The 24,787-nt window shown below is 68.9% G+C and carries 29 protein-coding genes and 1 tRNA gene; 19 read left to right on the top strand and 11 right to left on the bottom strand.

What is annotated here, in order from left to right; translation table 11 throughout:
- Nucleotides 1-38 precede the first annotated feature (38 nt).
- The 3 genes from wag31 to G6N35_RS08770 all read left to right on the top strand — a co-directional run bounded on the left by wag31 (nucleotide 39) and on the right by G6N35_RS08770 (nucleotide 2,875).
- Nucleotides 39-851, top strand: a complete 813-nt coding sequence (wag31, locus tag G6N35_RS08780) for a DivIVA-like cell division protein Wag31 (protein ID WP_163803904.1) — start codon at nucleotides 39-41, stop codon at nucleotides 849-851.
- Between the two features lie 84 nt (nucleotides 852-935).
- Nucleotides 936-1,451 carry a phage holin family protein gene (locus G6N35_RS08775; RefSeq protein WP_163803903.1) on the top strand — a complete coding sequence of 172 codons (516 nt, stop codon included), beginning with the start codon at nucleotides 936-938 and terminating at the stop codon, nucleotides 1,449-1,451.
- Nucleotides 1,452-1,504: 53 nt separating this feature from the next.
- On the top strand, nucleotides 1,505-2,875 hold the full coding sequence (locus G6N35_RS08770) for a TIGR01777 family oxidoreductase (protein ID WP_163803902.1): 1,371 nt from the start codon (nucleotides 1,505-1,507) through the stop codon (nucleotides 2,873-2,875).
- Nucleotides 2,876-2,916: 41 nt separating this feature from the next.
- On the opposite strand, the gene G6N35_RS08765 is transcribed toward G6N35_RS08770, so the two are convergent.
- On the bottom strand, nucleotides 2,917-4,737 hold the full coding sequence (locus G6N35_RS08765; protein ID WP_163803901.1) for a pyruvate kinase: 1,821 nt from the start codon (nucleotides 4,735-4,737) through the stop codon (nucleotides 2,917-2,919).
- A 124-nt stretch (nucleotides 4,738-4,861) separates the two neighbouring features.
- Between G6N35_RS08765 and G6N35_RS08760 the strand changes: the two genes are divergently transcribed.
- Genes G6N35_RS08760 through G6N35_RS08740 form a run of 5 tightly spaced genes read left to right on the top strand, consistent with a single transcriptional unit; the run spans nucleotide 4,862 to nucleotide 9,319 of the window.
- Nucleotides 4,862-5,986 carry a 4Fe-4S dicluster domain-containing protein gene (locus G6N35_RS08760; RefSeq protein WP_163803900.1) on the top strand — a complete coding sequence of 375 codons (1,125 nt, stop codon included), beginning with the start codon at nucleotides 4,862-4,864 and terminating at the stop codon, nucleotides 5,984-5,986.
- Nucleotides 5,987-6,027: 41 nt separating this feature from the next.
- A complete protein-coding gene (locus tag G6N35_RS08755; RefSeq protein ID WP_163807560.1) occupies nucleotides 6,028-6,843 on the top strand; it encodes an FAD/NAD(P)-binding protein in 816 nt (271 codons plus the stop codon).
- 1 nt (nucleotide 6,844) lies between these two features.
- A complete protein-coding gene (locus G6N35_RS08750; RefSeq protein ID WP_163803899.1) occupies nucleotides 6,845-7,600 on the top strand; it encodes an NADH-quinone oxidoreductase subunit B family protein in 756 nt (251 codons plus the stop codon).
- Nucleotides 7,593-8,879, top strand: a complete 1,287-nt coding sequence (locus tag G6N35_RS08745) for a Ni/Fe hydrogenase subunit alpha (protein ID WP_163803898.1) — start codon at nucleotides 7,593-7,595, stop codon at nucleotides 8,877-8,879. The genes G6N35_RS08750 and G6N35_RS08745 overlap by 8 nt, the downstream gene beginning before the upstream one ends.
- Nucleotides 8,876-9,319 carry a hydrogenase maturation protease gene (locus G6N35_RS08740; protein WP_322790592.1) on the top strand — a complete coding sequence of 148 codons (444 nt, stop codon included), beginning with the start codon at nucleotides 8,876-8,878 and terminating at the stop codon, nucleotides 9,317-9,319. The genes G6N35_RS08745 and G6N35_RS08740 overlap by 4 nt, the downstream gene beginning before the upstream one ends.
- Nucleotide 9,320: 1 nt before the next feature.
- Here the strand turns inward: G6N35_RS08740 and G6N35_RS08735 are convergent, their stop codons facing one another.
- Nucleotides 9,321-10,052, bottom strand: coding sequence for a type 1 glutamine amidotransferase (locus G6N35_RS08735; RefSeq protein ID WP_163803896.1), 732 nt, complete (start codon nucleotides 10,050-10,052; stop codon nucleotides 9,321-9,323).
- Between the two features lie 121 nt (nucleotides 10,053-10,173).
- Between G6N35_RS08735 and G6N35_RS08730 the strand changes: the two genes are divergently transcribed.
- A complete protein-coding gene (locus G6N35_RS08730) occupies nucleotides 10,174-10,626 on the top strand; it encodes a DUF2784 domain-containing protein (RefSeq protein WP_163803895.1) in 453 nt (150 codons plus the stop codon).
- Here the strand turns inward: G6N35_RS08730 and G6N35_RS08725 are convergent.
- Nucleotides 10,531-10,965: a RidA family protein gene (locus G6N35_RS08725; RefSeq protein WP_163803894.1), complete on the bottom strand. Its 435-nt coding sequence runs from the start codon at nucleotides 10,963-10,965 to the stop codon at nucleotides 10,531-10,533. The genes G6N35_RS08730 and G6N35_RS08725 overlap by 96 nt on opposite strands.
- Nucleotides 10,962-12,077 carry an acetamidase/formamidase family protein gene (locus G6N35_RS08720; RefSeq protein WP_197748412.1) on the bottom strand — a complete coding sequence of 372 codons (1,116 nt, stop codon included), beginning with the start codon at nucleotides 12,075-12,077 and terminating at the stop codon, nucleotides 10,962-10,964. Before G6N35_RS08720 ends, G6N35_RS08725 begins: the two co-directional genes overlap by 4 nt.
- 9 nt (nucleotides 12,078-12,086) lie before the next feature.
- Between G6N35_RS08720 and G6N35_RS08715 the strand changes: the two genes are divergently transcribed.
- Complete coding sequence (locus tag G6N35_RS08715; protein WP_163803893.1) at nucleotides 12,087-13,085, top strand: TerC family protein; 999 nt, start codon at nucleotides 12,087-12,089, stop codon at nucleotides 13,083-13,085.
- A gap of 7 nt (nucleotides 13,086-13,092) precedes the next feature.
- On the opposite strand, the gene G6N35_RS08710 is transcribed toward G6N35_RS08715, so the two are convergent.
- Nucleotides 13,093-13,401 carry a hypothetical protein gene (locus tag G6N35_RS08710; RefSeq protein ID WP_246224257.1) on the bottom strand — a complete coding sequence of 103 codons (309 nt, stop codon included), beginning with the start codon at nucleotides 13,399-13,401 and terminating at the stop codon, nucleotides 13,093-13,095.
- Nucleotides 13,402-13,573: 172 nt separating this feature from the next.
- Here G6N35_RS08710 and G6N35_RS08705 point away from each other — a divergent pair, with 172 nt between their 5' ends.
- Entirely contained in the window at nucleotides 13,574-14,068 is a 495-nt protein-coding gene (locus G6N35_RS08705; protein ID WP_163803892.1) for a YkgB family protein, read from the top strand.
- A 47-nt stretch (nucleotides 14,069-14,115) separates the two neighbouring features.
- Here G6N35_RS08705 and G6N35_RS08700 read toward each other — a convergent pair.
- Together G6N35_RS08700 and G6N35_RS08695 are read right to left on the bottom strand one after the other, a co-directional pair.
- Nucleotides 14,116-14,201 (bottom strand) — tRNA-Leu (locus G6N35_RS08700).
- 57 nt (nucleotides 14,202-14,258) lie between these two features.
- Nucleotides 14,259-14,948, bottom strand: a complete 690-nt coding sequence (locus tag G6N35_RS08695; RefSeq protein ID WP_163803891.1) for a sensor domain-containing protein — start codon at nucleotides 14,946-14,948, stop codon at nucleotides 14,259-14,261.
- 108 nt (nucleotides 14,949-15,056) lie between these two features.
- Between G6N35_RS08695 and G6N35_RS08690 the strand changes: the two genes are divergently transcribed.
- From G6N35_RS08690 to G6N35_RS08680, 3 genes are read left to right on the top strand one after another with little or no spacing between them, the layout of a single operon-like run.
- Nucleotides 15,057-16,388 (top strand): M20/M25/M40 family metallo-hydrolase, encoded by a 1,332-nt coding sequence (locus tag G6N35_RS08690; protein ID WP_163803890.1) that lies wholly within the window; start codon nucleotides 15,057-15,059, stop codon nucleotides 16,386-16,388.
- Nucleotides 16,389-16,413: 25 nt separating this feature from the next.
- Entirely contained in the window at nucleotides 16,414-16,944 is a 531-nt protein-coding gene (locus tag G6N35_RS08685) for a YbhB/YbcL family Raf kinase inhibitor-like protein (RefSeq protein WP_163803889.1), read from the top strand.
- Between the two features lie 3 nt (nucleotides 16,945-16,947).
- Nucleotides 16,948-18,471 (top strand): alpha/beta hydrolase, encoded by a 1,524-nt coding sequence (locus G6N35_RS08680; protein WP_163803888.1) that lies wholly within the window; start codon nucleotides 16,948-16,950, stop codon nucleotides 18,469-18,471.
- 2 nt (nucleotides 18,472-18,473) lie between these two features.
- On the opposite strand, the gene G6N35_RS08675 is transcribed toward G6N35_RS08680, so the two are convergent.
- Genes G6N35_RS08675 through G6N35_RS08665 form a run of 3 tightly spaced genes read right to left on the bottom strand, consistent with a single transcriptional unit; the run spans nucleotide 18,474 to nucleotide 20,817 of the window.
- Nucleotides 18,474-19,535: a quinone-dependent dihydroorotate dehydrogenase gene (locus G6N35_RS08675; RefSeq protein WP_163803887.1), complete on the bottom strand. Its 1,062-nt coding sequence runs from the start codon at nucleotides 19,533-19,535 to the stop codon at nucleotides 18,474-18,476.
- A complete protein-coding gene (locus tag G6N35_RS08670; protein WP_163803886.1) occupies nucleotides 19,535-19,789 on the bottom strand; it encodes a DUF5703 family protein in 255 nt (84 codons plus the stop codon). Before G6N35_RS08670 ends, G6N35_RS08675 begins: the two co-directional genes overlap by 1 nt.
- Complete coding sequence (locus G6N35_RS08665; protein WP_163803885.1) at nucleotides 19,786-20,817, bottom strand: YncE family protein; 1,032 nt, start codon at nucleotides 20,815-20,817, stop codon at nucleotides 19,786-19,788. Before G6N35_RS08665 ends, G6N35_RS08670 begins: the two co-directional genes overlap by 4 nt.
- A 147-nt stretch (nucleotides 20,818-20,964) precedes the next feature.
- On the opposite strand from G6N35_RS08665, the gene G6N35_RS08660 reads away from it, so the two are divergent.
- From G6N35_RS08660 to G6N35_RS08640, 5 genes are all read left to right on the top strand, one after another.
- Nucleotides 20,965-21,270: a hypothetical protein gene (locus G6N35_RS08660; RefSeq protein ID WP_407664607.1), complete on the top strand. Its 306-nt coding sequence runs from the start codon at nucleotides 20,965-20,967 to the stop codon at nucleotides 21,268-21,270.
- A gap of 45 nt (nucleotides 21,271-21,315) precedes the next feature.
- Entirely contained in the window at nucleotides 21,316-22,149 is an 834-nt protein-coding gene (locus G6N35_RS08655) for an undecaprenyl-diphosphate phosphatase (RefSeq protein ID WP_163807558.1), read from the top strand.
- 10 nt (nucleotides 22,150-22,159) lie between these two features.
- The gene (locus G6N35_RS08650) at nucleotides 22,160-22,852 is read left to right on the top strand and encodes a histidine phosphatase family protein (protein WP_163803883.1); all 693 of its coding nucleotides are present in this window, start codon (nucleotides 22,160-22,162) and stop codon (nucleotides 22,850-22,852) included.
- 67 nt (nucleotides 22,853-22,919) lie between these two features.
- A complete protein-coding gene (locus G6N35_RS08645; RefSeq protein ID WP_163803882.1) occupies nucleotides 22,920-23,504 on the top strand; it encodes an Rv2134c family protein in 585 nt (194 codons plus the stop codon).
- Complete coding sequence (locus G6N35_RS08640) at nucleotides 23,501-24,319, top strand: Rv2133c family protein (protein WP_246224256.1); 819 nt, start codon at nucleotides 23,501-23,503, stop codon at nucleotides 24,317-24,319. The genes G6N35_RS08645 and G6N35_RS08640 overlap by 4 nt, the downstream gene beginning before the upstream one ends.
- 7 nt (nucleotides 24,320-24,326) lie before the next feature.
- On the opposite strand, the gene G6N35_RS08635 is transcribed toward G6N35_RS08640, so the two are convergent.
- A complete protein-coding gene (locus G6N35_RS08635; RefSeq protein ID WP_163803881.1) occupies nucleotides 24,327-24,785 on the bottom strand; it encodes an META domain-containing protein in 459 nt (152 codons plus the stop codon).
- Nucleotides 24,786-24,787: the final 2 nt, after the last annotated feature.

The raw sequence follows: 24,787 nt of genomic DNA, 5'->3' as shown, positions 1-24,787 counted from the left end.
GACATCGGTTCGACCGTCCAGACTCAAGGGGGCAGGCAATGCCACTTACACCGGCCGACGTGCACAATGTGGCGTTCAGCAAGCCACCCATCGGCAAGCGCGGCTACAACGAGGACGAGGTCGACGCCTTTCTCGACCTGGTGGAGAACGAGCTGACCCGGCTGATCGAGGAGAACTCCGACCTGCGTCAGCGGGTCAGCGAACTCGACCAGGAGCTGGCCTCGGCCCGTGCCGGTGGCGGCGTCCCGCAGCCCACCCAGGCGATCCCGCTATACCAGCCCGAGCCTGAGCCGGAGCCCGCACCGGCCCCCGCACCGCAGCCGGCGCCCGCGCCGTCGCCGTCGGTCAGCGAGGAGCAGGCCATCAAGGCCGCCCGGGTGCTGAGCCTGGCCCAGGACACCGCCGACCGGTTGACCGGCACGGCCAAGGCCGAGGCCGACAAGCTGCTCGCCGATGCGCGCGCCAATGCCGACCAGATCCTCTCCGAGGCACGGCACACCGCCGAGACCACCGTCGCCGACGCCAAGCAGCGTTCCGAGGCGATGCTGGCCGACGCGCAGACCCGGTCGGAGACCCAGCTGCGGCAGGCCCAGGAGAAGGCCGACGCCCTGCAGGCCGACGCCGAGCGCAAGCACTCCGAGATCATGGGCACCATCAACCAGCAGCGCACCGTGCTGGAAGGCCGGCTCGAGCAGCTGCGCACCTTCGAGCGCGAGTACCGGACCCGCCTCAAGACCTACCTGGAGTCTCAGCTCGAGGAACTGGGCCAGCGCGGCTCGGCGGCGCCGGTCGACTCCGGTGCGGCCACCGACGGCGGCGCGTTCAACCAGTTCAACCGGGGCAACAACTAAGGTTTCGCCGGGCCGTTCCCTCGGGCTGTTCCGTCGGGTCGGGGTCCGAGTCCACCGAAGAATCTGGCTGCCGGAGGTTGACCCATGCTGATCGTTGCGCTGGTACTGGCGGTGATCGGCCTGGCGGCCCTGGTCACCGCGGTCGTCACCAGTAATGAGCTGGTCGCCTGGGTGTGCATCGCGGCCAGCGTCCTCGGGGTGATCCTGCTGATCGTCGACGCGATCCGGGAGCGCTCGCACAAGGAGCCGGCTGCCGAGCCCGAGCCGGCCGACGAGCCGGCGATCGCCTACTCCGACGAGGACGTCGTGGACTCGACGTACTCCACGTTCGACGCCGACTACCCGGCCGAGGACCTGCCCGAGGAACTGTCGGAGGAGCTCCCCGCCGAGGAGCACCCGGACGAGGTGGTCTCCGAGGACCCGGAGTCCGACCTGCCCAGCGACGACGAGCCCGAACTGCCGGAACCGGCCGAGGAAGCTGCCGTCCACCCGGTCGACGAGGCCGATGAGGCACGGAGCGCCGACGAGGCTGAGGAGGCGGAGTCTGCCGACGAGGCCGGGGAGACGGCCAAGGCCGACGAGGACTCCGAGCACCGCTGACGCCCACCAGTCCGCGGGCCAATCCGAGCGGGCTTCTGCTCCGAATGTCCATCGTGGGTATCGAATACGCCAGCATCGTCGACCATCCGCTCGACGAGGTGTTCGCCTGGCACACCAGGCCCGGAGCGATGCGCAGACTGGTGCCGCCCTGGCAGCCGATGCGGGTGGTCGCCGAGACGAGTTCGCTGGCCGACGGTGTGGCGATCCTCGGTCTGCCCGCTGGGCTGCGCTGGATAGCCCGCCACGATCCGGCCGGCTATGACCCGCCCCACCAGTTCGTCGACGTGCTGTCCTCAGACGGTCTGATGACGCTGCCGCCGCGGGTCATCGGCTGGTGGCGGCACACCCACCGGTACAGCGACGCCGGCAATGGCACCACCCGCGTGCACGACATCGTCGACACCACGGTCCCCGGTGCGGCGCTGCGCTCGACGTTCGCCTACCGGCACCGGCAACTCGCCGACGACCTCGCCGCACACCGCGACGCGGCGGCCGCTGGTGCGGGCAGCCTGGTCGTCGCGATGACCGGATCGTCGGGTCTGGTCGGCACGGCGCTGGCGGCGATGCTGTCGACCGGCGGCCATCGGGTGATCCGGCTGGTGCGGCGCAATCCGGCCGGCATCGACGAACGTCGTTGGGAGCCAACCGATCCCGCGCCCGACCTGCTCGACGGTGTGGATGCCGTCGTGCATCTGGCCGGCGAGTCGATCGCCGGACGGTTCACTGAGTCGCATCGTCGGGCCATCCGGGACTCCCGCATCGAACCCACCCGCACGCTCGCCGAGCTGGCCGCCGGATCGGGCTCAGGGGTGCGCGCGTTCATCAGTGCGTCGGCGATCGGCATCTACGGCTATGACCGCGGAGACGCTGTGCTGAGCGAGGACAGCGACCGCGGCGACGGGTTCCTGGCCGACGTGGTCGCCGACTGGGAGGCCGCCACCGCCCCTGCCGCCGACGCCGGCCTGCGGACGGTACTGGTACGCACCGGAATCGTGCAGGCCGCCGCCGGCGGCACACTGCGCCTGATGCGCCCGCTGTTCGCCGCCGGACTGGGCGGGCGGCTGGGCAGCGGCAGGCAGTGGCTGTCCTGGATCGGCCTCGACGATCTGCTCGACGTGTACTACCGCGCGCTCTGGGACGAGCGGTTGTCCGGTCCGGTCAACGCCGTCGGCCCCGATCCGGTGCGCAACAGCGACTACACCGCTGCACTGGGCGCCACGCTGCATCGGCCCGCGCTGCTACCGGTGCCCTCGATCGGCCCGCGGCTGCTGCTGGGCGAGCAGGGCGCCCGTGAGCTCGCCGAGGCCGACCAGCGGGTGCTACCGGCAAAGCTGCAGACGCTGGGCCACCGGTTCCGCCACCGGACCGTCGACGACGCGCTGGCCCACCAACTCGGCCACGACCCCGCACCCGGGGTGCTCTGAGCACCCTGCTCTGACTGCCCTGCTCTGACTGCCCTGCCTGACTACGGCGTGCTGGCCGCCCACGAGCGCAGCGGCCGCAGCAGTGAACTCTTCTTGTATTCGTGGCCGGCCATCCGGCCCAGGATGTCGTCGAGGGCGACCACCGCGTCGGTGATGTAGGGCCCCTTGTTCAACATCACGCATTCAGCGCGCTCGGCCATTGCGGCGTCACTGATTTCGGCCCGGGACGGCAGGCCGGTCTTGGCCAGCTGCTCGAGCACCTGCGTCGCCCAGATCACCGGTAGATGAGCCGCCTCGCACAGGCACAGCGTCTCCTCCTGGACCTCCGCCATCCGCTCGTAGCCGCATTCGACGGCCAGATCACCGCGCGCGATCATCACCCCGACGTTCGGGCGGCGCATGGCGGTGAGCATCAACTGGGGCAGATGCTCGAAGGCCAGCCGGGTCTCGATCTTGAGCACCACCCCGAGATCGGTGTCACCGAGTCGGGTCAGTTCCTCGAAGAGGCGAATCACGTCAGCTGGCTCGCGGACGAACGAGAACTGCACGACGTCAGCGATGGCGACCACCGTCGACAGGTCGGCGAGGTCCTTGTCGGTCAGTGCCGACACGGTCAGGTCGGTGTCGGGGACGTTGATACCGCGCCCGGCGTGCAGCTTCACCGTTCCGCGCGCGGGATGGTCGATCCGGATGTCGGCCCAGTCCGGGTGGATGCCGACGACCTGGCCGCCGATCTTGCCGTCGTCGAAGAAGATTCGCTCACCGGTCTCCACGCTGTCGAATAGCTCGGGCAGCGTGCACCCGATCCGGGGCGGGTCTTCGTCGGCGGGGACCGGCGTGCAGTCGCGGGTCAGCCGCAGCACGTCGCCGGCGGCGAGTTTGATGGCCTCGTCGACCACCGGGAGCGCCCCCACCACGGTGGTGTCGCGGGCGGGATCCGACGCCGTCAGTACGGTGCCGGTCTCCAGGTAGGTGGTCTTCTCGGTGGTGACCACCACGCCGCCGGGGAGCGTCGCTCCCACCAGCAGCCGTCGTTTGGAGCCGCGGCTGTCGTGCAGCAGCAGCTCCTCACCTTCGGTCCGCCGGCTCAGCCACCCGGGATCCACCGGCACCGTGGTCAGGCCCGGTTCGGGGGCGCGGGCGGGGCGCTGGCCGGAGGTCAGCCAGCCCCGTGCGGCGGCCACCACCTGGCCGCGCACATTGCGGCTCGGATGCAGTCGGACCACCTGCGGGCCGTCCTGCAGCGGGCCGGTCCGCAGCTTGGGCCCGGCCAGGTCCATCGCAATCAGACACGACAGGCCGGCCCGGGCGGCGGCGGCTCGGACGTTGGCGGCCATGGCTTTCCAGGCGTCGGCGTCGTCGTGGGCGCAGTTGATCCGGGCGATCCGCATGCCGGAGCCGATCAGGGCGCTCACCAATCCGATATCGGTGGCGGCTTCCGAGGGCAGGGTGACCATGATCCGGGCGGCCCGGTCCTCGGCGGCGGGCCCCAGCAGCGCATCGGCGTTGCGGTTGAGTAGCTCCGTTCCCTGCTCCGGGGTGACGGTGGCCTCGGTCGGCGGCTGCCAGCCCTGGCCGCGGATGGCCGCGATGGCCGCCGACACCGAAGCCAACGTGGCCTGGACATGGCCTTCGCTGCGTCCGAGCGAGGACAATCCCAAGGTGGCCAGCCGGCCCTGAAGATCCCGCAGATCGTACTGGCGCAGCGCCCAGTAATGCACGAGGTTGATTGCGCTGCAGCGATTTTCGGGTGCGACCGGGTCGGTCCAGGGTTGCCATCGGGCCTGGGCGTCCGACAAGGTTCCCAGCAGCTCGTCGACATCGTGCTGCAGGCCGTCCAGGTGATCCGCATCGGCAGACATGGCCCGGACGCTAGTCAGGTCAGGTTGCAATCCGGTGAACGCTGGGGGTGAGGTGACTTTAGGCCCTCACCGGTACCCCGAATGACCCACGCGCCGGGCCATGCCGGTGCGCGACGATGACAGCATGGCGACCAGCGATGCCGTCGTTCTCGACGGCACGGGTTTGCACCGGCTCGTCGAGGAGCTAGGCCGGCGTGGCTACACGGTGGTGGGTCCCACGCTGCGCGACAACGCGATCGTGCTCGCCGAACTGACCAGTGCCGACGATCTGCCTCGGGGCTGGGGCGTCGACGTCGCACCGGGCAGTTATCAGCTGCGCCGCCGCGATGATTCCGCCGTGTTCGGCCATTCCAGCGGCCCGCAGTCCTGGAAGCAGTTCCTGCACCGGCCGCGCCAGAAGCTGTGGGGATGCGGCGCCGACGGTGTCGATGCCGCCGACGGGCCCGAACCCCGGTATGCCTTGGTCGGGGTGCACGGCTGCGATCTGGCCGGCATCGGCGTGCTCGACCGGGTGCTCTCCGGTGGCGCCCACCCCGACGGGTCCTATGTCGGCAGACGCGCACCGGCTTTCGTGATCGCGGTCAACTGCACCGAACCCGGCCGGTTGTGCTTCTGCGCCTCGATGGACACCGGGCCGGCCTGCCGGTCCGGCTACGACCTTGCTCTGACCGAACGGCTCGACGGCCAGGAGCCCAGCTACCTGGTCGAAACCGGCAGCGCGGCGGGCGCCGACATCCTGGCCGCCGTGCCGCACCGGGCCGCCGGGCCCGCCGAGACCGAGTCGGCCGCCGCGCAGGTCGCCGCCGCCGCGCACGCGATGGGCCGCCACATGCCGGAGACCGATCTGCGCCGGCTGCTCATCGAGGCCCGCGAATCCCCGCACTGGGAGGACGTCGCGAGTCGTTGTCTGACCTGTGGCAACTGCACCATGGTGTGCCCAACCTGCTTCTGTACCAGCACAACTGAGGTCACCGACCTCACCGGCGAGCATGCCGAGCGGTGGATGGAGTGGGCGTCCTGCTTCGAACTCGACTTCACCCTCGTCCACGAGGGCCCGGTCCGCCAATCCGGACCGTCGCGCTACCGGCACTGGCTCACCCACAAACTGTCCAGTTGGCATGACCAGTTCGGCAGCTCCGGCTGCGTCGGGTGCGGGCGCTGTATCGCCTGGTGTCCCACCGGAATCGACATCACCGAGGAGATGGCGACCTTCGCCCGGCTGGCCGGGGATCCGGGGGATCAGGGGTGACCGAGGCGGTGACGCGAGGCTGGGTGCCGGGATCCTCGGCGATGGCGCCGACGCCCTACCGGGTGCGCTCGAAGGTGATCGAGAACGCCGACTCGGTGACGCTGTGCCTGGAGCCGGTGGCCACCGAACTGTCGGCACCGCGGCCGGGGGAGTTCATGATGCTCTACGCCTTCGGGGTTGGTGAGGTGGCCATCTCGGTCAGCGGCGACCCGTCAGTGTCGGACGGCACCATCACCCACACCATCCGCTCGGTCGGCGCGGTCAGCGCCGCACTGTGTGCCGCCGAACCGGGCAGCACACTGGGGGCGCGCGGTCCGTTCGGCACCAGCTGGGGTGTGGACGACGCGGTGGGGCGCGACCTGGTGATCGTCGCCGGTGGGGTGGGCCTGGCCCCGCTGCGCCCGGTGGTTCTCGGCGCGCTGGCGCACCGTGACCGCTACGGCCGGGTCATCCTGATCGCCGGTGCGCGGGCCCGCAAGGACTTCCTCTACGCCGCGGAACTGGAACGCTGGCAACAGGATTCGCGACTCGAGGTGCATCTGACCGTCGATGTGCCGATCCAGGGCTGGCCGGGTGAGACGGGTTTCGTCACCGAACCGCTGCGGCGGCTCTCGCTGCAGGCCGACCGGGTGACGGCATTTCTGTGCGGTCCGGAACCGATGATGCGGTTCGGTGCCCTGGCGTTGCTCGACAAGGGGGTGGCGGACACCGCTATCCGGGTGTCGCTGGAACGCAACATGCAGTGCGGTATCGGGTGGTGCGGCCACTGCCAGCTGGGCCCGCTGCTGGTGTGCCGCGACGGACCGGTGGTCGGCTACGACGTGGCTCGCCCACTGCTGGACGTGCGGGAGCTCTGAGATGCCCAGTCTTGCGGTGTGGAAGTTCGCCTCGTGCGACGGATGTCAGCTGACGTTGCTCGACTGCGAGGACGAGCTGCTGACGTTGGCCGAGCAGGTGCAGATCGCGACGTTCGCCGAGGCCTCGAGTGCGATCGTCGCCGGCCCGTATGACGTGTCCCTGGTCGAAGGGTCGGTCACCACCGAATCCGATGAGCGCAGGATCCGCGAAATCCGGGAACAGTCAGGCATTCTCGTGGCGATCGGGGCCTGCGCCACGGCCGGCGGTATCCAGGCGTTGCGCAATTTCGCCGACGTCACCGAGTTCACCTCCGTGGTCTACGCCCGGCCCGACTACATCAGCACCCTGGCCACCTCGACCCCAGCCTCGGCGCACGTCACCGTGGACTACGAGATGCGCGGCTGTCCGATCGACCGCCGCCAGCTGCTCGACAGCCTGGCGGCGCTGCTGGTGGGACGCAAGCCCCGGTTGCCCGCCTCGACGGTCTGCACCGAGTGCAAACGCGCCGGGGTGACGTGTGTGACGGTGGCCGAGGGCATCGCCTGCCTGGGCCCGGTCACCCATGCCGGCTGCGGGGCACTGTGCCCGCGCCACCACCGGGGCTGCTACGGCTGTTTCGGACCGATGGCCACTCCGAACCTGCCGGCGCTCATCCCGCTGCTGCACCGCGACGGCATGTCGGGTCCGGAGGTGGACCGGGTGTTCGCGACGTTCAACGCCGCCGGATTCGATGCGGAGCGCCACCGCCATGACTGATTCCCGGACCATCCGGGTCGGTGCGCTGACCCGGGTCGAGGGCGAAGGCGCCCTGCACGTCGAGTTGCGCGACGGGATTCCCGAGCGCGTCGAACTCAACATCTATGAGCCGCCGCGGTTCTTCGAGGCCTTTCTCCGTGGCCGGGCCCACACCGAACCACCCGACCTGACCGCCCGGATCTGCGGGATCTGCCCGGTGGCCTACCAGATCAGCGCGTGCAACGCCTTGGAGGACGCGTGTGGGGTCCTGATCGATCCGCAGCTGGTCGCGTTGCGGCGGCTGTTGTACTGCGGCGAGTGGATCCACAGCCATGCCCTGCACATGTACCTGCTGCACGCACCGGACTTCCTCGGCGAGCCCGACGTCATCGCCGTGGCCAGGAACCACCGGGCGGCCGTCGAGCGGGGTCTGGCGCTCAAGAAGGCCGGCAACCAACTGATGGAACTCATCGGCGGCCGTGCCATCCACCCGATCAATGTGCGGCTCGGCGGTTTCTACTCGGTGCCCACCGCCGCCGATCTGGTTCCGATGGCCGAGCTCCTGCGCCGGGCACTCGACGATGCACTGGCCACCGTGAGCTGGGTGGCCGGCTTCGACTTCCCGGATCTGACCGTCGAACACGAACTCCTGGCGTTGACCGGGCCGCGCTACGCGATCGAGGACGGGCTGATCGCCCGCAGCGCCGGTGAGCCCTTCGAGGTCGCCGAGTTCAGCGACCACGTCCGGGAAACCCAGGTGCCGCACTCGACCGCGCTGCACGCCACCCTGGACGGTGCCCGGCACCTCACCGGGCCGCTTGCCCGCTACTCACTGAACTCCCGGTTGCTCTCCCCGGTTGCCCGCCAGGCGGCGAGTGCGGCGGGGTTGGGCGATGAGTGCCGGAACCCGTTCCGCAGCATCGTCGTTCGGGCGGTCGAGACGGTCTACGCCGTCGAGGAGGCGTTGCGTATCATCGCCGACTACGAACCGCCGGCGCGCCCGTTCGTCGATGTCCCGGCTCGGCCGGGTATCGGTCACGGAGTCAGTGAGGCACCGCGTGGTCTGCTCTACCACCGCTACGAGATCGGTGCGGACGGGCTCATTCGAGCGGCGGTGATCGTGCCGCCCACCGCGCAGAACCAGGCGGCGATCGAGGACGACCTCACCCGGGTGGTGCTGGCTGGGTCCGACCTCGACGACGCCGCGCTGACGACGTTGTGCGAGCGGGCTATTCGCAATTACGACCCGTGCATCTCATGCGCGACGCATTTCCTCACCCTGCGGGTCGACCGCCGGTGAGGGTGGTGATCGGTCTGGGCAACGCACACCGTCGCGATGACGGGGTGGGTCTGGCCGTGGCCGCCGAGGTCGGCCGGCAGTGTCCTGGGGTGCCGGTGGTGCACTGCGCGGTGGAACCGGCCGCGCTCATCGACGCCTGGGACGGGGCCGATGTGGCGGTGATCGTCGACGCCGCGGTGGGGCAGGACGCGATAGCGGGCCGAGTGCGGCGCGGCGGTATCGGGGATCTCGCGTCACCCGGTGTGCTCAGCTCCCACGACCTCGACCTGGCCGCCACCTACCGGTTGGCCGCAGCATTGGGCCGCGCCCCCGGCCGGGTGGTGGTCGTCAGTGTCGACGTGGCCGACGTCGGATACGGCAGCGGATTGAGTGCTGTTGTGGCTCAGGCGGTTCCGGCTACGGTTGCGCTGGTGTGCGCGGAGCTGGACGCGACGAGCTGAATCACCGTGCCACCGGGGCCGGCTTCGCGTCGGCGACGTTGTCGAGGAACCCCCGGACCAGCCGGCGCAGCCGGCGGGCGGCGTCGTCGACGTGGGTGGTGGTGTGGGCGCGCAGGTCGTCGTGGCTCAGGCCGAGCCGCTCGACATCGCGAGTGCCGTGATAGTCGTCGGCGATCCACAGTTCGAGCAGGCCGTGGTCGAGTTCCGGGTGGAACTGCAGGCCCATGGCCCGGCCCTTGACGAACGCTTGGGATGCCCGATCGGTCCTGGCGATCTCCACGGCGTCCGGCGGTGGGGTGAATCGGTCGAAGTGCCACTGGAACCACCAGCCTTCGGGCACCAGGTCGTGGTCGCTGCTGTGTACGTGATGCCAGCCGACCTCGGGGGAGTCCGACCGCGTCACCGAACCGCCGAGTGCGGCGGCCACCAGCTGCCCGCCGAAGCAGACCCCCAACACACCCACGCCGGCGTCCACCGCGCGGCGCACCGTGTCGATCTCGGTCTGAACCCAGGGCAGCCGGTCGTCGTACACCGCCCACCGCGACCCGAGCGGCACGATCACGTCGTAGCGGGTCGGGTCGGGGAAGCTGACCTCGACGGCGGGATCGGCCGCCTGATGCGGGGCCACCACCTCGAAGGTGTCGACGTCGAAACCGAGTTCGGTGAACGTCTCGCCGAGTTGTGCCTCGGGGGCGTTCGGATCGTTGTAGATGAAGAGGACCTTGCGCGGCACCTGGTTACGGTACGTCAGATCGGCGGCGGCGTCAGATGCAGTCCGAGCCGCCGTCCACCACGATCACCGCGCCACGCGACTATCCTGGTTCGCAGCACGGCATATCGCGGGCAGGGGAGAGATGACGGCGTTCTACACCCTGGTGGTCTGGCTGGTGGTCGTCGCCCATTTCGCGTTCCTGATCTATCTGCCCAGTGGCGGTTTCCTGGCCCTGCGCTGGCGCCGCTCCATCTGGCTGCACATCCCGGTGGTGTTGTGGGGGATCGGCAGTGTCGCCCTGCATTTCTGGTGTCCGCTGACCGCGCTCGAGCAATGGGCCCGTCCACGGGCGGGCATGTCACCGCTGGGCTCGGAAGGCTTCATCGACCACTACATCACCGGGGTGATGTACCCCTCCGGTGGCACGGGTTACGCCCAGGCGGCGGCGTTCACCGCGGTGCTGGCGTCCTGGGTCGCCTACGCCGTCACGGCGCGACGGTCACGCCCAGCCGGCGGCTCGCCAGCACACCCAATCGATCTCGACCAGCGCACCCACGGCAAGTCCTGTCGAGCCGACGCAGGTTCGGCTCGGTAGCCGGTCGGGAAACCACGGCGCGTACGCGGCGTTGAAGGCCGCGTAGTCCGACCAGTCGGTCAGAAACGCCCGCACCGACACCACGTCGTCGATGCCCCCACCACACAGTTCGGTGACCCGCAGCAGGTTTTTCAGCACCTGGTCGGTTTGGGTGGCGACATCGGAGCCCACTACTGCGCCGGTGGTGTCGGTGGGCATCTGCCCGGTGACATAGAGCGTCTGCCCGGCGGCGGTCGCGTGCGAGAACGGGGCCACCGCGGGCGGCACACCCTGTGCCGGGGTGAAGGTGAACGCTTGGATGCCGGAGCCACTGGGCCGGCGACATTCGGAATCTGTCATGCCGCCGGATTCTGCCAGCGCGGGAAGCATCGCTTGTCGATCCGGGCATGCACACCTTGGCGCTGGTCGACCACCTGGGTCACGGTGAAGTCCACCGCCACCGACATGAACGAGTAGGCATCCGGACGCGACAGCCCGAAGTGGTGCTGCAACAGATCCAGGGCGCGCAGGGCGGCCGCCTTCATCGCGGCGTCCAGGGTGTCACCGAAGCCGTGCACCAGGAGTTCGGTGGCGGTCTCCAGCACCGGCACGGTGAACGGGAGGTCACGGCGAATGGTCAAGCGCAGCAAGCCGTTCAGCGACGATTCCAGCGCGGTCCCACTGACTTCGCCGTCACCCTGCGACACGTGCGGGTCGCCCGCCGACAACAGCGCGCCCGCCACCTGCACCGGGTAGTACATCCGGCCGCCGGCACCGATGCGCCAGTTGTCCACGTTGCCGCCGTGATCACCCGGTGGCACCGACGAGACCCGGACCGGTTCGGCGGGGGCCACGCCCATCGTTCCGAAGTGCGGCCGCAGCGGCACCACCACACCCGGCAACGCGGGCTCGCGCCGGCTGACGGACGGGGTGACGATGGTGCCCGGTGCGTCGGCCAGCGGTGTCGCCGTCCAGTCGTAACCGAACAGGGCCCGACCCAGCAATGCCTCGGCGTCCAGCTCGTAAACGGTCACCCGCTCCACCGGTAGCTCCTGGTACAGGTAACCCCAGTGGGCGGCGAGGTTGGATCCGTAGGGCAGGCGCGGACGCGCTGACAGGATGTCGACCTGCAGCACATCGCCCGGTCGCGCCCCGGCGACCGCGATCGGCCCGGTCAGGATGTGCGGGCCGGGGCCACGGTCGTCGACCTGCTCGAAGACGGCGGTGATGCCGTCGTCCATCAGTAGATCCGGCGCGTCCCCGGCGTGATGGGTCAGCGTCTCGATCTCCACCAGGTCACCGGATTCCACGGTGATGGCAGGATTCTGCCGTGGATCGAAGAACCCCCAGTGCACCGTGTCTGGTGTGGCCGGGAGCCGGTGCAGCGTCATAAGCACCGGATCATGCCAGCGGCAGCCGCCGGGCGCGCGCCGAGCAAACTTTCCGCCGGGCACCCTGCGCTCGATCTGCATAATGGCAACATGGACGTGTCGTTAATGGTCTGGGGCGTCACCTGTGTGGTCATCCTCGGACTGTTCGTGTTCGACTTCTTCGCCCATGTACGGGTTCCGCACGAGCCGACGTTCCGCGAATCGGCCACCTGGTCCGCGGTCTACATCGGCCTGGCCATCGTGTTCGGATTGGTGGTCTGGTGGTTGTGGGGCGGACAGTTCGCCGGTGAGTACTTCGCCGGTTACGTCACCGAGAAGGCACTTTCGGTGGACAACCTGTTCGTGTTCACCGTCATCATGGCCACCTTCGCGGTGCCACGCGAGTTCCAGCAGAAGCTGTTGCTGATCGGCATCGTCATGGCGCTGGTCATGCGGGCCGGCTTCATCGCCGTGGGCGCCGCCGCCATCAGCACGTTCAGCTGGGTGTTCTACATCTTCGGCATCTTCCTGGTGCTCACCGCAGCCAAACTCGCCCGCGAAGCCGGCCACGAGAAAGAGGCCGAGGAGGAGCGCGACAGCCGAATCATCGCGCTGGTGCGCAAATTCGTGCCGACCACCGACGAGTACCACGGCGACAAGTTCCTGGCCACCGTCGACGGGAAGCGCGTTGTCACGCCGATGTTGTTGGGTCTCATCGCGATCGGCTTCACCGACCTGCTGTTCGCCCTGGACTCGATCCCGGCTATCTACGGTCTGACCGAAGAGCCCTATATCGTGTTCACCGCCAACGCTTTTGCGCTGATGGGTCTGCGGCAGCTCTACTTCCTCATCGGCGGTCTGCTCGACCGGCTGGTCTACCTGTCCTACGGACTGTCCCTCATCCTGGCGTTCATCGGCGTGAAGCTGGTGCTGCATGCGCTGCACGAGAACACGCTGCCGTTCATCAACGGCGGCGAGCATGTGACGGTGCCGGAGATCACCACGGGTATGTCGCTGGGCGTGATCGGCGTCATCCTCGTGGTCACCACCGTCGCCAGCCTGATCAAGACCAGGGGACGGACGACGGCCGACGAGACTGCCCGCGGGTAGGCCCGGATCAGTTGTTGCTGGAGGGGCAGGAGACGTCGACGAAGACATCGCCCGGGTTGCTCTTGTCCATCGACATCATCAGGTTGCCGTCGGGCATCATCATGACCACCAGGCCGTGTATGCCGGTGACCGAACACCGCGCCAGCGGACCGAGCACCGTGCCGTTGAACTGCACGCTGTAGCCCTGATCCTGCAGGGTTTTGACGATATCGGCGGCTGATCCGCTGAGCGTGGTCGCGGCGGCGGTCCCGGCCGTCGACACTGCGGCCGCTGCCGCCATGCCGGCGATGGCGGAGATCAGAACGGTCTTCTTCATGAAAGTTCCTCGGGTCAGGGCCCCACTGGAGAGGGCCGCGATCGTGTTCTTCAGCGTTGGTGCCGCGCTGCGGTCCATCCGTTACGCGCGGTCGCTGATGTAACGGACTTCGGGGTGGTGAGCACCCAACGGATGACGACACCGCTGCCGCACCGTTGAAAGGATCACCCCGATGGCCGCCACTCAGAGCACCACCGATCGCCCTGTCCACGTTGAGAATTCGACGCTGAGCCGCCTCGGCGCCGTCGCCGCCCGGTACGGCCTCGTCGTGGTGATCGCCTGGATCGGAGCGCTCAAGTTCACCGTGTACGAGGCCGAGGGGATCCAGCCGCTGGTCGCCAGCAGTCCCCTGATGAGCTGGGTCTACGTCCTGTTCTCCGTGCCGGTGTTCTCGGCGGTGCTCGGCGTGGTCGAACTGGCCACCGCCGCGCTACTGGCGCTCAAGCCGTGGTGGCCAAGGCTGTCGGTGCTGGGCAGCATTGCGGCCATCGGATTGTTTCTGGCCACCCTCAGCTTTCTGGTCACCACGCCGGGTATCGGCGAGGAGTCCGCGGGTGGGTTCCCGGTGCTGTCCTCCACCGGCCAGTTCCTGGTGAAGGACATCGCGCTGCTCGGCATCGCGGTGTGGACCCTCGCCGATGCGCTGAGCGCGGCCCGACGCGGGTGAGGGCGAAACGCGAAACGGCCCCGGTTCTACCGGGGCCGTTCTGTGCGTGTCCGAGGGGGGACTTGAACCCCCACGCCCGTTAATAGGGCACTAGCACCTCAAGCTAGCGCGTCTGCCATTCCGCCACTCGGACCGATCTTGGGCGCCTAAGGCTAACGGATCGAGGACCCTAGTCCCAAACCAGCCCGCTTCAGGCCGCGGGCAGCCGCCCCGCGATCTGACCCGCGATGGTCGAGGCGGCCGAGGTCGGCCCGTCCAGGCTGCACGCTTCCACGTCGACCGCCACATTGCTGTGTACGGTCAACGCCCGCTGGCAGGACCACGTCTGGGGGGTCTGCTGCACCCGCGACACCGCCAGGACGTCGTGATCGGTGCTGGGGCGCCCTACCGACCACACCTGCGACGGGCCCATCGGCTGCGGATAGCTCAGTTGCCGGTCCGAGCACTTCGACCACTGCTGCTGGGAGGTGGTGAAGAAATCGGCGGCCGCCCGTGCGGTCGGGAACAACACCACCGCCTGCACCGCGTAGTGCGACCAGGCCGGCGCCGTCGGCGGGTCGCGCAACACCTGGCCGTGCACCGCCGTCGACCCGCTCTGGGCGTACACGCTCTGCTGGGCCGCACCGGCGATGGCCAGGCAGTTCACATCGGACAGGTGGGCGCTGTCGTTCCAGGCCTTGGTCACGTCGGCGGTGACCACCACGTCGTCGCTGGACAGCGCCGCTCCGACGGCATCGGCCGGCAGCAACAGTGCCGGCAGCGCGTCGGCGGTGGCCAGCGGTGCCCGGTCGGCCGACATCGCACTGCCCGAGGTGGTGGCCGTGCAGCCGCTGATCGTCAGGCACAGCGCGGCGGCGATCGCGGGGAGGCGGAAGGTCACGGGTTAGATCAAACCCTAAAACGGCGTGTTGCGCATGGGGTTGAAGGGAAACGTGTGGTATTGCACGGACGCCGCACCTCCGGCGTTCGCCCGCCAGTGGTAGGAAAGGTGACTGTGACAGAACCCGTGGACGAGGTGGTCGATCTCGTCAGCGCCCTCATCCGTTTCGATACCTCCAACACCGGCGAGCTCGAGACCACCAAGGGTGAGGCGGAGTGCGCGCTCTGGGTCGCCGAGCAGCTCACGGCGGTCGGCTATGCCACCGAATATGTCGAGTCCGGCGCTCCTGGCCGCGGCAACGTTTTCGCCCGGCTGGCCGGGGCGGACCCCAGCCGCGGCGCCCTCCTGATCCACGGCCATCTCGACGTCGTTCCCGCCGAACCGGCTGACTGGAGCGTGCACCCCTTCTCGGGTGCCATCGCCGACGGCTACGTCTGGGGCCGCGGTGCCGTCGACATGAAGGACATGTGCGGCATGATGATCGCCGTCGCGCGGCACTTCAAACGCGCCGGCATCGTCCCGCCCCGCGATCTGGTGTTCGCCTTCGTGGCCGACGAGGAGCACGGCGGCACCTACGGTGCGCAGTGGCTCGTCGACAATCGGCTCGACCTGTTCGACGGCATCACCGAGGCCATCGGCGAGGTCGGCGGCTTCTCGCTCACCGTGCCGCACAAGGACGGCGGTGAGCGGCGGTTGTACCTGATCGAGACCGCCGAAAAGGGTCTGTCCTGGATGCGGCTGACTGCCCGCGGCCGGGCCGGGCACGGCTCGATGGTCCACGACGACAACGCGGTCACCGCGATCGCGGAGGCCGTCGCCAGGTTGGGTCGACACCAATTCCCGCTGGTGCTCACCGATTCGGTGGAACAGTTCCTGACGGCGGTGGCGCAGGAGACCGGCTACAGCTTCGAGCTCGACTCACCGGATCTCGAGGGCACGATCGCCAAACTCGGTGGTATCGCCCGCATCGTCGGGGCCACCCTGCGCGACACCGCCAACCCGACCATGCTCAAGGCCGGCTACAAGGCCAACGTCATCCCGCAGACCGCCGAGGCCGTCGTCGACTGCCGCGTCCTGCCGGGGCGCAAGGAGGCTTTCGAGCGCGAGATCGACGAACTCATCGGGCCCGACGTCACCCGCACCTGGGAACGCGACCTGCCGTCCTACGAGACGACGTTCGACGGTGACCTGGTGGACGCGATGAATTCCGCACTGCTGGCAGTGGATCCCCAGGCCCGCACCGTTCCCTACATGCTCTCCGGTGGCACCGATGCCAAAGCGTTTGCCCGCCTGGGCATTCGGTGCTTCGGCTTCATTCCGCTGCAACTGCCGCCGGAACTCGACTTCGCGGCGTTGTTCCACGGCGTCGACGAGCGGGTACCCATCGACTCACTGCACTTCGGTGTCCGGGTGCTCGAACACTTCCTGAAGAACTGCTGACCTACCCCCGAAAGGACTGCCATCCATGGCCTTTGACTACAACCCCTACGACTTCCTGCCCGCGCTGCCCGGCTTCACCCTGACCAGCACCGACATCACCGACGGTCAGCCGCTGCGCAACGCTCAGGTCAGCGGCATCATGGGCGCCGGGGGCGAGGACGTCTCGCCGCAGCTGAGCTGGTCGGGCTTCCCCGAGGAGACCCGCAGCTTCGCGGTCACCGTCTACGACCCGGACGCCCCGACGGCCTCGGGCTTCTGGCATTGGGCGGTGGCCAACCTGCCGGCCACCACCACGGAACTGCCCTCCGGCGTCGGTGACGGTTCGCTGCTGCCCGGTGATGCGCTGACGCTGGTCAACGACGCCGGTGTGCGCCGCTTCATCGGTGCCGCCCCGCCTGCCGGCCACGGCTACCACCGGTACTTCGTGGCGGTGCACGCCCTGAACGTCGAGAAGCTGGATCTCTCCGAGGACGCCAGCCCGGCCTACCTCGGCTTCAACCTGTTCATGCATGCGATCGCCAGAGCCGTCATCCACGGAACCTACGAACAGAAGTAGGGCATGCGCCGAGTCGCACGAAGCGGGGCGCTGCTCGCCGCGCTCGCCGTGCTGTTCACCGGCTGCGGCTCAGTGGTGGACGGTAGGGCCACGCTGGCCGGGCCGCCGCTGGGCCAGGCCGCACCGGTCACGTGGGGTCAGTGTGAGGTTGATGGCGGCGGAGAGACAGCCGACCTTCCCGCGGGTGCGCAGTGCGGCAGCCTCACCGTTCCGATCGACTACGCCAAAGCTGATGGCGCGCAAGCCAATCTGGCGCTGATCCGGTTCCCGGCAACTGGTGACAAGATCGGTTCGCTCGTCATCAACCCCGGCGGGCCGGGGGAGTCCGGGGTGGACGCCGCGGCATCCATGGTGGATTCCCTGCCGCCGGAGATTCGCCAGCGATTCGATCTCGTCGGCTTCGACCCGCGCGGTGTCGGCTCGTCGACACCATCGGTGTCGTGCAACTCCGATGCCGACAACGACGCCGAACGCGCCGATCCGCAAGTCGACTACAGCCCGGCCGGGGTGGCCCACATCGAGGACACCGAGAAGCAGTTCGTGCGCCGGTGCGTGGACAAGGTGGGCACCGACATGCTGGCCAATGTCGGCACGGTCAACGTGGCCCGCGACCTCGACCGGCTGCGGGAAGCCCTCGGCGATCAGAAACTGACCTATCTCGGCTACTCCTACGGCACCCAGATCGGATCGGCCTACGCCGAGGCGTACCCCGACAAGGTGCGGGCGATGATTCTCGACGGCGCCGTCGACCCGAAGGCCGACCCGATCCAGTCGAACCTGGACCAGAATGCGGCCTTCCAGAAGGCGTTCGACGACTTCGCCGCCGACTGCGCCAAGCATCCCCGCTGCCCGCTGGGCACCGATCCGGCCAAAGCGGTCGACGTCTACCACCACCTGGTAGATCCCTTGGTGGCCAAGCCCGTTCGCACCGACGATCCGCGCGGACTGGGGTACAGCGATGCACTGACCGGCACCATCATGGCGCTGTACTCGCCGAGCCTGTGGAAACACCTCGCCGACGGTCTGACGGAGTTGACGCAGGGGCGCGGCGACACCCTGCTGCTGTTGGCCGACACGTATTGGAATCGCGACGATAAGGGCCACTACAGCAACTCCAACGACGCCGAGATCGCGGTGAACTGTGTCGACGAGCCGCCGAACACCGACCGGGCCAAGGCCATCGACGAGGATCGGCGCAGCCGGCAGCTGGCGCCCTTCCTGAGCTACGGGCAGTTCACCGGCGACGCGCCGCTGGACACCTGTGCCTTCTGGCCGGTACCGCCGACCAGCGCGCCGCATCAGGCCTCCGCGCCGGGGCTGCCGCCGGTCCTGGTGGTGTCGACCACGCACGACCCGGCCACGCCCTATCAGGCAGGTGTCGACCTGGCCAAGGAGCTCGGCGGCGGACTACTGACCTTCGACGGCACCCAGCACACGGTGGTGTTCCAGGGCGAGACGTGTGTGGACAAGGCCGCCGCGGCCTACCTGATCGATCTGAGGGTGCCGTCGCCCGGCGCGAAGTGCTGAGCTCAGTGTCCAGCGGACCCGACGGCCTCACTCAGTGAGCTGAACCCGCCGGCGTGCAGGCGCTGGGCGATCCCGTCGTGAATCTCCTTGGCCCACAAGCCTCCGCCGTAGATGAAGCCGGTGTAGCCCTGGAGCAGCGACGCGCCCGCGGTGATCCGCTCCCAGGCGTCGTCGGCGGTTTCGATGCCGCCGACACTGATGAGCACCAGCGTGTCGCCGACGCGGGCGTGCAGCCGGCGCAGGATCTCCAGCGATCGGCGTGCCACCGGCGGCCCGGAGATCCCGCCCGCGCCCAGCTCGTCGACGCCGGGGGTGCGCAGCCCGGCGCGCGAGATGGTGGTGTTGGTGGCCACAATGCCCGCCAGACCCAGTTCGACGGCCAGGTCGGCGACGGCATCGACGTCCTCGTCGGACAGATCGGGGGCGATCTTCACCAGCACCGGCGTGGTGGTCTCGGCCAGTACGGCGGTCAGGATCGGGCGCAGCGATTCGACCGCCTGCAGATCGCGAAGCCCCGGGGTGTTGGGGGAGCTGACGTTGACCACCAGGTAGGCGGCCAGCGGACCGAGTAGCCGGGCGCTGGAGCGGTAGTCGTCGGCCGCCTGCTCGGGCGGGGTGATCTTCGATTTGCCGATGTTCACCCCGATCGGCACATCCGGCTGATGGCGGGCCAGCTGCAGAGCCAGCTGCCCGGCACCGTGATTGTTGAAGCCCATCCGGTTGAGCAGTGCCCGGTCCGCGGGAAGCCGGAACAGCCGGGGCAGGGGATTACCCGGCTGCGGCACCGCGGTCACGGTGCCCACCTCGGCATACCCGAAGCCCAGCGCACCCCAGGTATGCAGGCCAAGGCCGTCCTTGTCGAAGCCGGCCGCCAGGCCCAGGGGACCGGGGAAGCGCACCCCGAAGACGGTGCTCGCCAGCACCGGATCGTGCGGGGCCAGCCGGCGACTGAGCTGTCTGCGGGCCGCCCCGCTGGCCGTCGTGGTGCGCATGGCCGCGAACACCAGGGTGTGAATCTTTTCCGGGGACACCAGGAACAGTGCCCGCCGCAGCGCCGCGTACATCACAGCCCCGGCTGGTCGGCGGTGCGGCCGTCGATGCGAGTCTTCTTGCGCCGCAACAAAACTCGTCGACTCCCGTCGGTGTAGAGCCGCACCCGGGTGAGTTCCCAGCCGCGGTATTCGGCCTCGATGGACAGTCGGGTGGAGGCGGTGATCCGGGTCACCTCCGGCGGCAGCCGCAGCGGGATCCACTCGTAGTCGTCGGACAGTTCGACTTCCCAGCTCGCCGGCATCCGGCCGCGGTGCGCCGCGCTCACCGGCGACCGTCAGCGTTGGGGATCACCTGAACTCCCGCGCCGGACCCCGACACGACGTAGAGCGTGCCGGACGTGTCGTCGAAGGCCAGCGAGTTCGGTTGCTGCACGGTCGGGTAGCGCACCTTTTCCACGGGGATGCCAGTAGCCAGATCGTAACCAATGACGACGTTGGCCGCGGTCTGCGAAACCCAGACCAGATTCCGCGATCCAGCCAGGCCGTAGGGCGCATCGGGCACCGGGTAGGCCTGTCGTTCGATCAACGGATCGACGCCGAACACCAGCAACTGGCCGCCGCGGGTGTCGGCCACCAGCACCCGGCCCAGCGGATCGGCGGCCAGTGTGGTGGCGCCCTCCCCGGCCCGCAGTGCCTGCTGGGCCTTGCCGTCGCTGCTCAGTGCGGTCACCGAGGTCTGTCCACGATCCAGCACGACCGCGCTGTCACCCTCGGTGACGATGGCGTCCACCCGGGCGAAGATCTCGGTCTTGGCGGCCACCGTGGTCGGCGTCCCGAGGGTGTAGGCGGCGCCGTGGGCGCTGCCCAGCACCAGCCGGCCGTCGGCCCACCTGGCGATCGCGGTGAAGTCAGTGTCGCGCTCGCCGTCGATGTCGACCTGGCGGGAACTCCCGGCCGCCAGGTCGACATCGAAGTAGCCACCCCGCGTCGACAGGAAGACCTTGCCCTGCCCGTCGCCGGCGATCGCCGACGCCGGACCCTGCAGGGTGATCACCCGCGGTGCGCGCGCCGGCGCGACGACGGTGACCGTCGCCGCGGCCCGCGGGTCAGTCCCGGCTGTGAAGACCGCCAGCGAGGCCGTCCTGGCGTCGAACACGGCGGCCTCGGGTCGCCCGCCGAGCGGCAGGATCTGGCCGGCAGGCCGGATCACCGGCGGCGGCGAGGTGGCGGCGCGGGCGGGCTCGATGGTCGGCGGCGGCGCGTCGAGGGGGTTCGACGAGCATCCGGTGGCGACTGCGGCCAGGGCCAGAAACACGCTGGCGTACCTGCGCAAACCAGCGCTGTTTGCAACCATTGGCAACGGGTAGCCCCCGGATGTGTGCGCGATCGAGCGACCAGGTCGCTCTCTGTCGATCATCGATTCTAGGTGGCGACGGAACAGACAAATTTACGGATATGTCTACTCGAACGCCGTAACTCGCGTTATGGTGCTGTCATGACGCTGGCCGTGACCCCGGAGTCGGACGGACGAGAATTTGCCGTCGAGGACCTCTCGACCGGCATGTTCGCCAGCGGTTTCGGGCACCTGGGTGACGGCCGGAGCTTCTCCTTCCACGTGCACCGCGGCCAACTGGTGGTCGAGGTCTATCACGCCCGCCTGGCCGGGCCCGTCCCGCACGCCGAGGACGTGGTTGCTGCCGGTACCCGCAGCATCGGCGATGTCGACGTCGATGACGAGCGCAGCCTGATCGCCGCACTACGCGACGCCGTCGCCGACGCGCGGCCCGTGCCGCGACCGGCGCGCTGAACACCCGGGCTATCCAGTACGGTCGGCGGCGTGGATGTCACGCCGATGTCGTGGTTGCAGGTCGTCGTACTGTCGATCGTCCAAGGCCTGACCGAGTTCCTGCCGGTGTCGTCGTCGAGCCACCTCGCGATCGTGTCCCGGGTTTTCTTCGCCGGTGATGCCGGTGCCTCGTTCACCGCGGTGTCCCAGTTGGGCACCGAGGCCGCGGTGCTCATCTATTTCGCCCGCGACATCGGCCGGATCCTCAAGGCCTGGTTCAACGGACTGTTCGTCAAGGCGCACCGTGACAACGTCGACTACCGGATGGGCTGGTACGTCATCATCGGCACGGTGCCGATCGTCGTCCTCGGCCTGGCATTCAAAGAGATCATCCGCGGTGAGGTGCGCAATCTGTGGGTGATCGCCACCGCGATGCTGGTGTTCTCGGCGGTCATCGCGGCCGCCGAGTATTACGGCAAGCAGACCCGGCATGCCGAGCAGCTCACCGCGCGGGACGGTCTGCTGGTCGGCATCGCCCAGTGTCTGGCATTGGTGCCCGGGGTGTCGCGGTCCGGGTCGACGATCAGTGCGGGCCTGTTCCTCGGGCTCGATCGTGAGCTGTCGGCGAGATTCGGCTTCCTGCTTGGCATCCCGGCCGTCCTGGCTTCGGGGCTGTTCTCCCTGCCCGACGCCTTCCACCCGGTGACCGAAGGGATGAGCGCGACCGGTGCACAGCTGCTGGTCTCGGTGGTTATCGCGTTCGTCGTCGGCTTCGCAGCCATCGCCTGGCTGCTGCGGTTCGTGGCGCACCACGTCATGTACTGGTTCGTGGGCTACCGCGTCGTGCTCGCGCTGGTGGTCATGGCACTGCTGGCCACCGGTGTGGTGGCAGCGTCATGAGGGGTGCCCTATGACCGTCATCCTGCTGCGGCATGGCCGCTCGACGTCCAACACCGCCCACACGCTGGCCGGTCGCACCGAGGGTGTGGAACTTGACGACAAAGGGCGCGCCCAGGCCGAGGGCGTGGTGGGCCGGGTCGAGGGCTTGCCGATCAAGGCGCTGGTGCGTTCCCCGCTGCTGCGCTGCCGGATGACGCTGGAGCCGCTGGCAGCCGCACTCGGCCTGGACCCGGTCATCGACGATCGGCTCGCCGAGGTCGACTACGGGCAGTGGACCGGCCGGGCCCTCAAGGAGCTGCTGGCCGAACCGTTGTGGTCGGTGGTCCAGCAGCAGCCCAGCGCCGCGGTGTTCCCCGACGGTGAAGGTCTGGCCCAGGTGCAGGCCCGGGCGGTGGCCGCGGTCCGCGAGCATGACCGCAGGCTCGCCGAAGAACACGGCACCGACGTGCTGTGGGTGGCCTGCACTCATGGCGATGTCATCAAGTCGGTGGTCGCCGACGCACTCGGCACCCACCTGGACAGCTTCCAGCGCATCACCGCCGACCCCGCGTCGATGAGCGTGATCCGCTACACACCGCTGCGCCCGTTCGTCATCCACGTCAACCACACCGGCGGCCAGCTGGCCTCGGTGTTGACCGCTCCGCCACCGTCCGACGGTGACAAGTCTGCCGACGACGCGGTTGTCGGCGGTTCCACCGACTAGAAACCCCCACCGCCGGCCCGCGCCCGATGTCGCCTCAGCTGCTTCTGACGGTATTTTGGAGGTAACCATGGCCCGCGCTATTCACGTCTTCCGCACTCCCGACCGATTCGTGGCCGGGACCGTCGGCCAACCCGGAAATCGGACGTTCTATCTGCAGGCCGTGCACGACAGTCGGGTGATCTCGGTCATGCTGGAAAAGCAGCAGGTCGCGGTCTTGGCCGAACGCATCGCTGCGCTGCTGGTGGAGATCAACCGACGGTTCGGCACCCCGCTGCCGCCGGAGACCGAGGTGGAGGATCTCAGCCCGCTGATCACCCCGGTCGACGCCGAATTTCGGGTCGGCACGATGGGGTTGGGCTGGGATTCCGAAGCCCAGACTGTGGTGGTGGAGTTGCTGGCGGTCAGCGACACCGAGTTCGACGCATCGGTGGTGCTCGACGATGCCGAGGAGGGCCCGGACGCGGTGCGGGTGTTCCTGACCCCGGAGTCGGCGCGGCAGTTCGCCAGCCGGTCGCATCGCGTCATCTCCGCCGGTCGCCCACCGTGCCCGCTGTGCGACGAGCCGCTGGATCCCGAAGGTCACATCTGTGTGCGCACCAATGGGTATCGGCGTGGCGCGTTCGGCGCGGCCGAGGACGACTTCGACTCGTGACCGGCCCCGAGGAATCCGCGGCCCGCGAGGTGCTGCTGGGTGGAGCGCTCACTGTTCTCGGCCGGATTCGGTCGGCCAGCAACGCCACTTTTCTGTGTGAGGCCACGCTGGGCGAGCGGACGTTGCACTGCGTCTACAAACCCATCGCCGGTGAGCAGCCGCTGTGGGACTTTCCCGACGGCACTCTGGCCGGCCGTGAGTTCGGCTCGTATCTGATCTCGGCCGCGTTGGGGTGGAACATCGTGCCGCTCACCGTGATCGGTGACGGTCCGGCCGGGCGCGGGATGCTCCAGCTGTGGGTGGATCAGCCCGACGACGCCGACGACGCCGAGCCGGACGGTCCTCAGCTGGTCGATCTGTGTCCGCCGGGATCCATTCCGCCAGGCTATCTTTCGGTGCTCAATGCCTACGACTACGCAGGTAACGAAGTCACCCTGGTGCATGCCGATGACGAGCGGCTGCGCCGGATGGCGGTGTTCGACGTGATCGTCAACAATGCCGACCGCAAGGGCGGCCACATCCTGGCCGGGGTGGACGGCCGGGTGTACGGCGTGGATCACGGTGTGTCCCTTCATGTTCAGGACAAGCTGCGTACCGTGCTGTGGGGTTGGGCCGGCAAGCCGGTGGACGACGAGACTCTGCAAGCCGTGGCCGCGCTCGGTGACGGACTCGACGGACCCGTGGCCGACGACCTGTGCGGCCACATCACCGAGGCGGAGGTGCTCGCCCTGCGCGGGCGGGTCCGCGGGTTGCTGGACGCGCCGGTGATGCCGGGTCCGGACCGGCGCAGGCCGATACCCTGGCCGGCCTTCTAGGGTTCTCCTAGGGTTTCTGGGGCGGGTTGGGCTCCCAGTGCAGGATGCCGCCGTCGGCCAGCAGTGACATGTGCAGCCGGCCGTCCTTGAGCAGGAAGCCGCGGACATAGCCCAGTGCGGTGGACACCCGGGTATCCAGCGAGGGTTGCGGACAGGCCATCTCGGTGGCCGCGATCGGCCCGAAGGCCAGGCTGCCGGAATCCTTGTTCGAGGCGCTGGCCTGCCAGGTGGCGTTGCCGCGATTACAGTCGATGCGAAACGCGGCCCGGCCGTCGGTGCCGAAGTCCACGGTGAACGTCGCCGGATCCGGGACTGTGGTGCTGCCCTGTTTGTCGTCCATCGACTCCAGGCTGACCAGCCGCCAACTGGTGCCGTCCAGTGGATGCCGGGGCGTGGTCGACCCGCAGGCAGCCAGCGCCGGAATGAGGGCGACGGCCGCGGTCGGCAGGAGCCGGATCAGGCGCATGG

The organism is Mycolicibacterium anyangense (assembly GCF_010731855.1).
Taxonomy (GTDB): Bacteria; Actinomycetota; Actinomycetes; order Mycobacteriales; family Mycobacteriaceae; genus Mycobacterium; species Mycobacterium anyangense.
The sequence above is the reverse complement of the archived record's forward strand: the minus strand, read 5'-3'. Positions and strand labels throughout refer to the sequence as shown.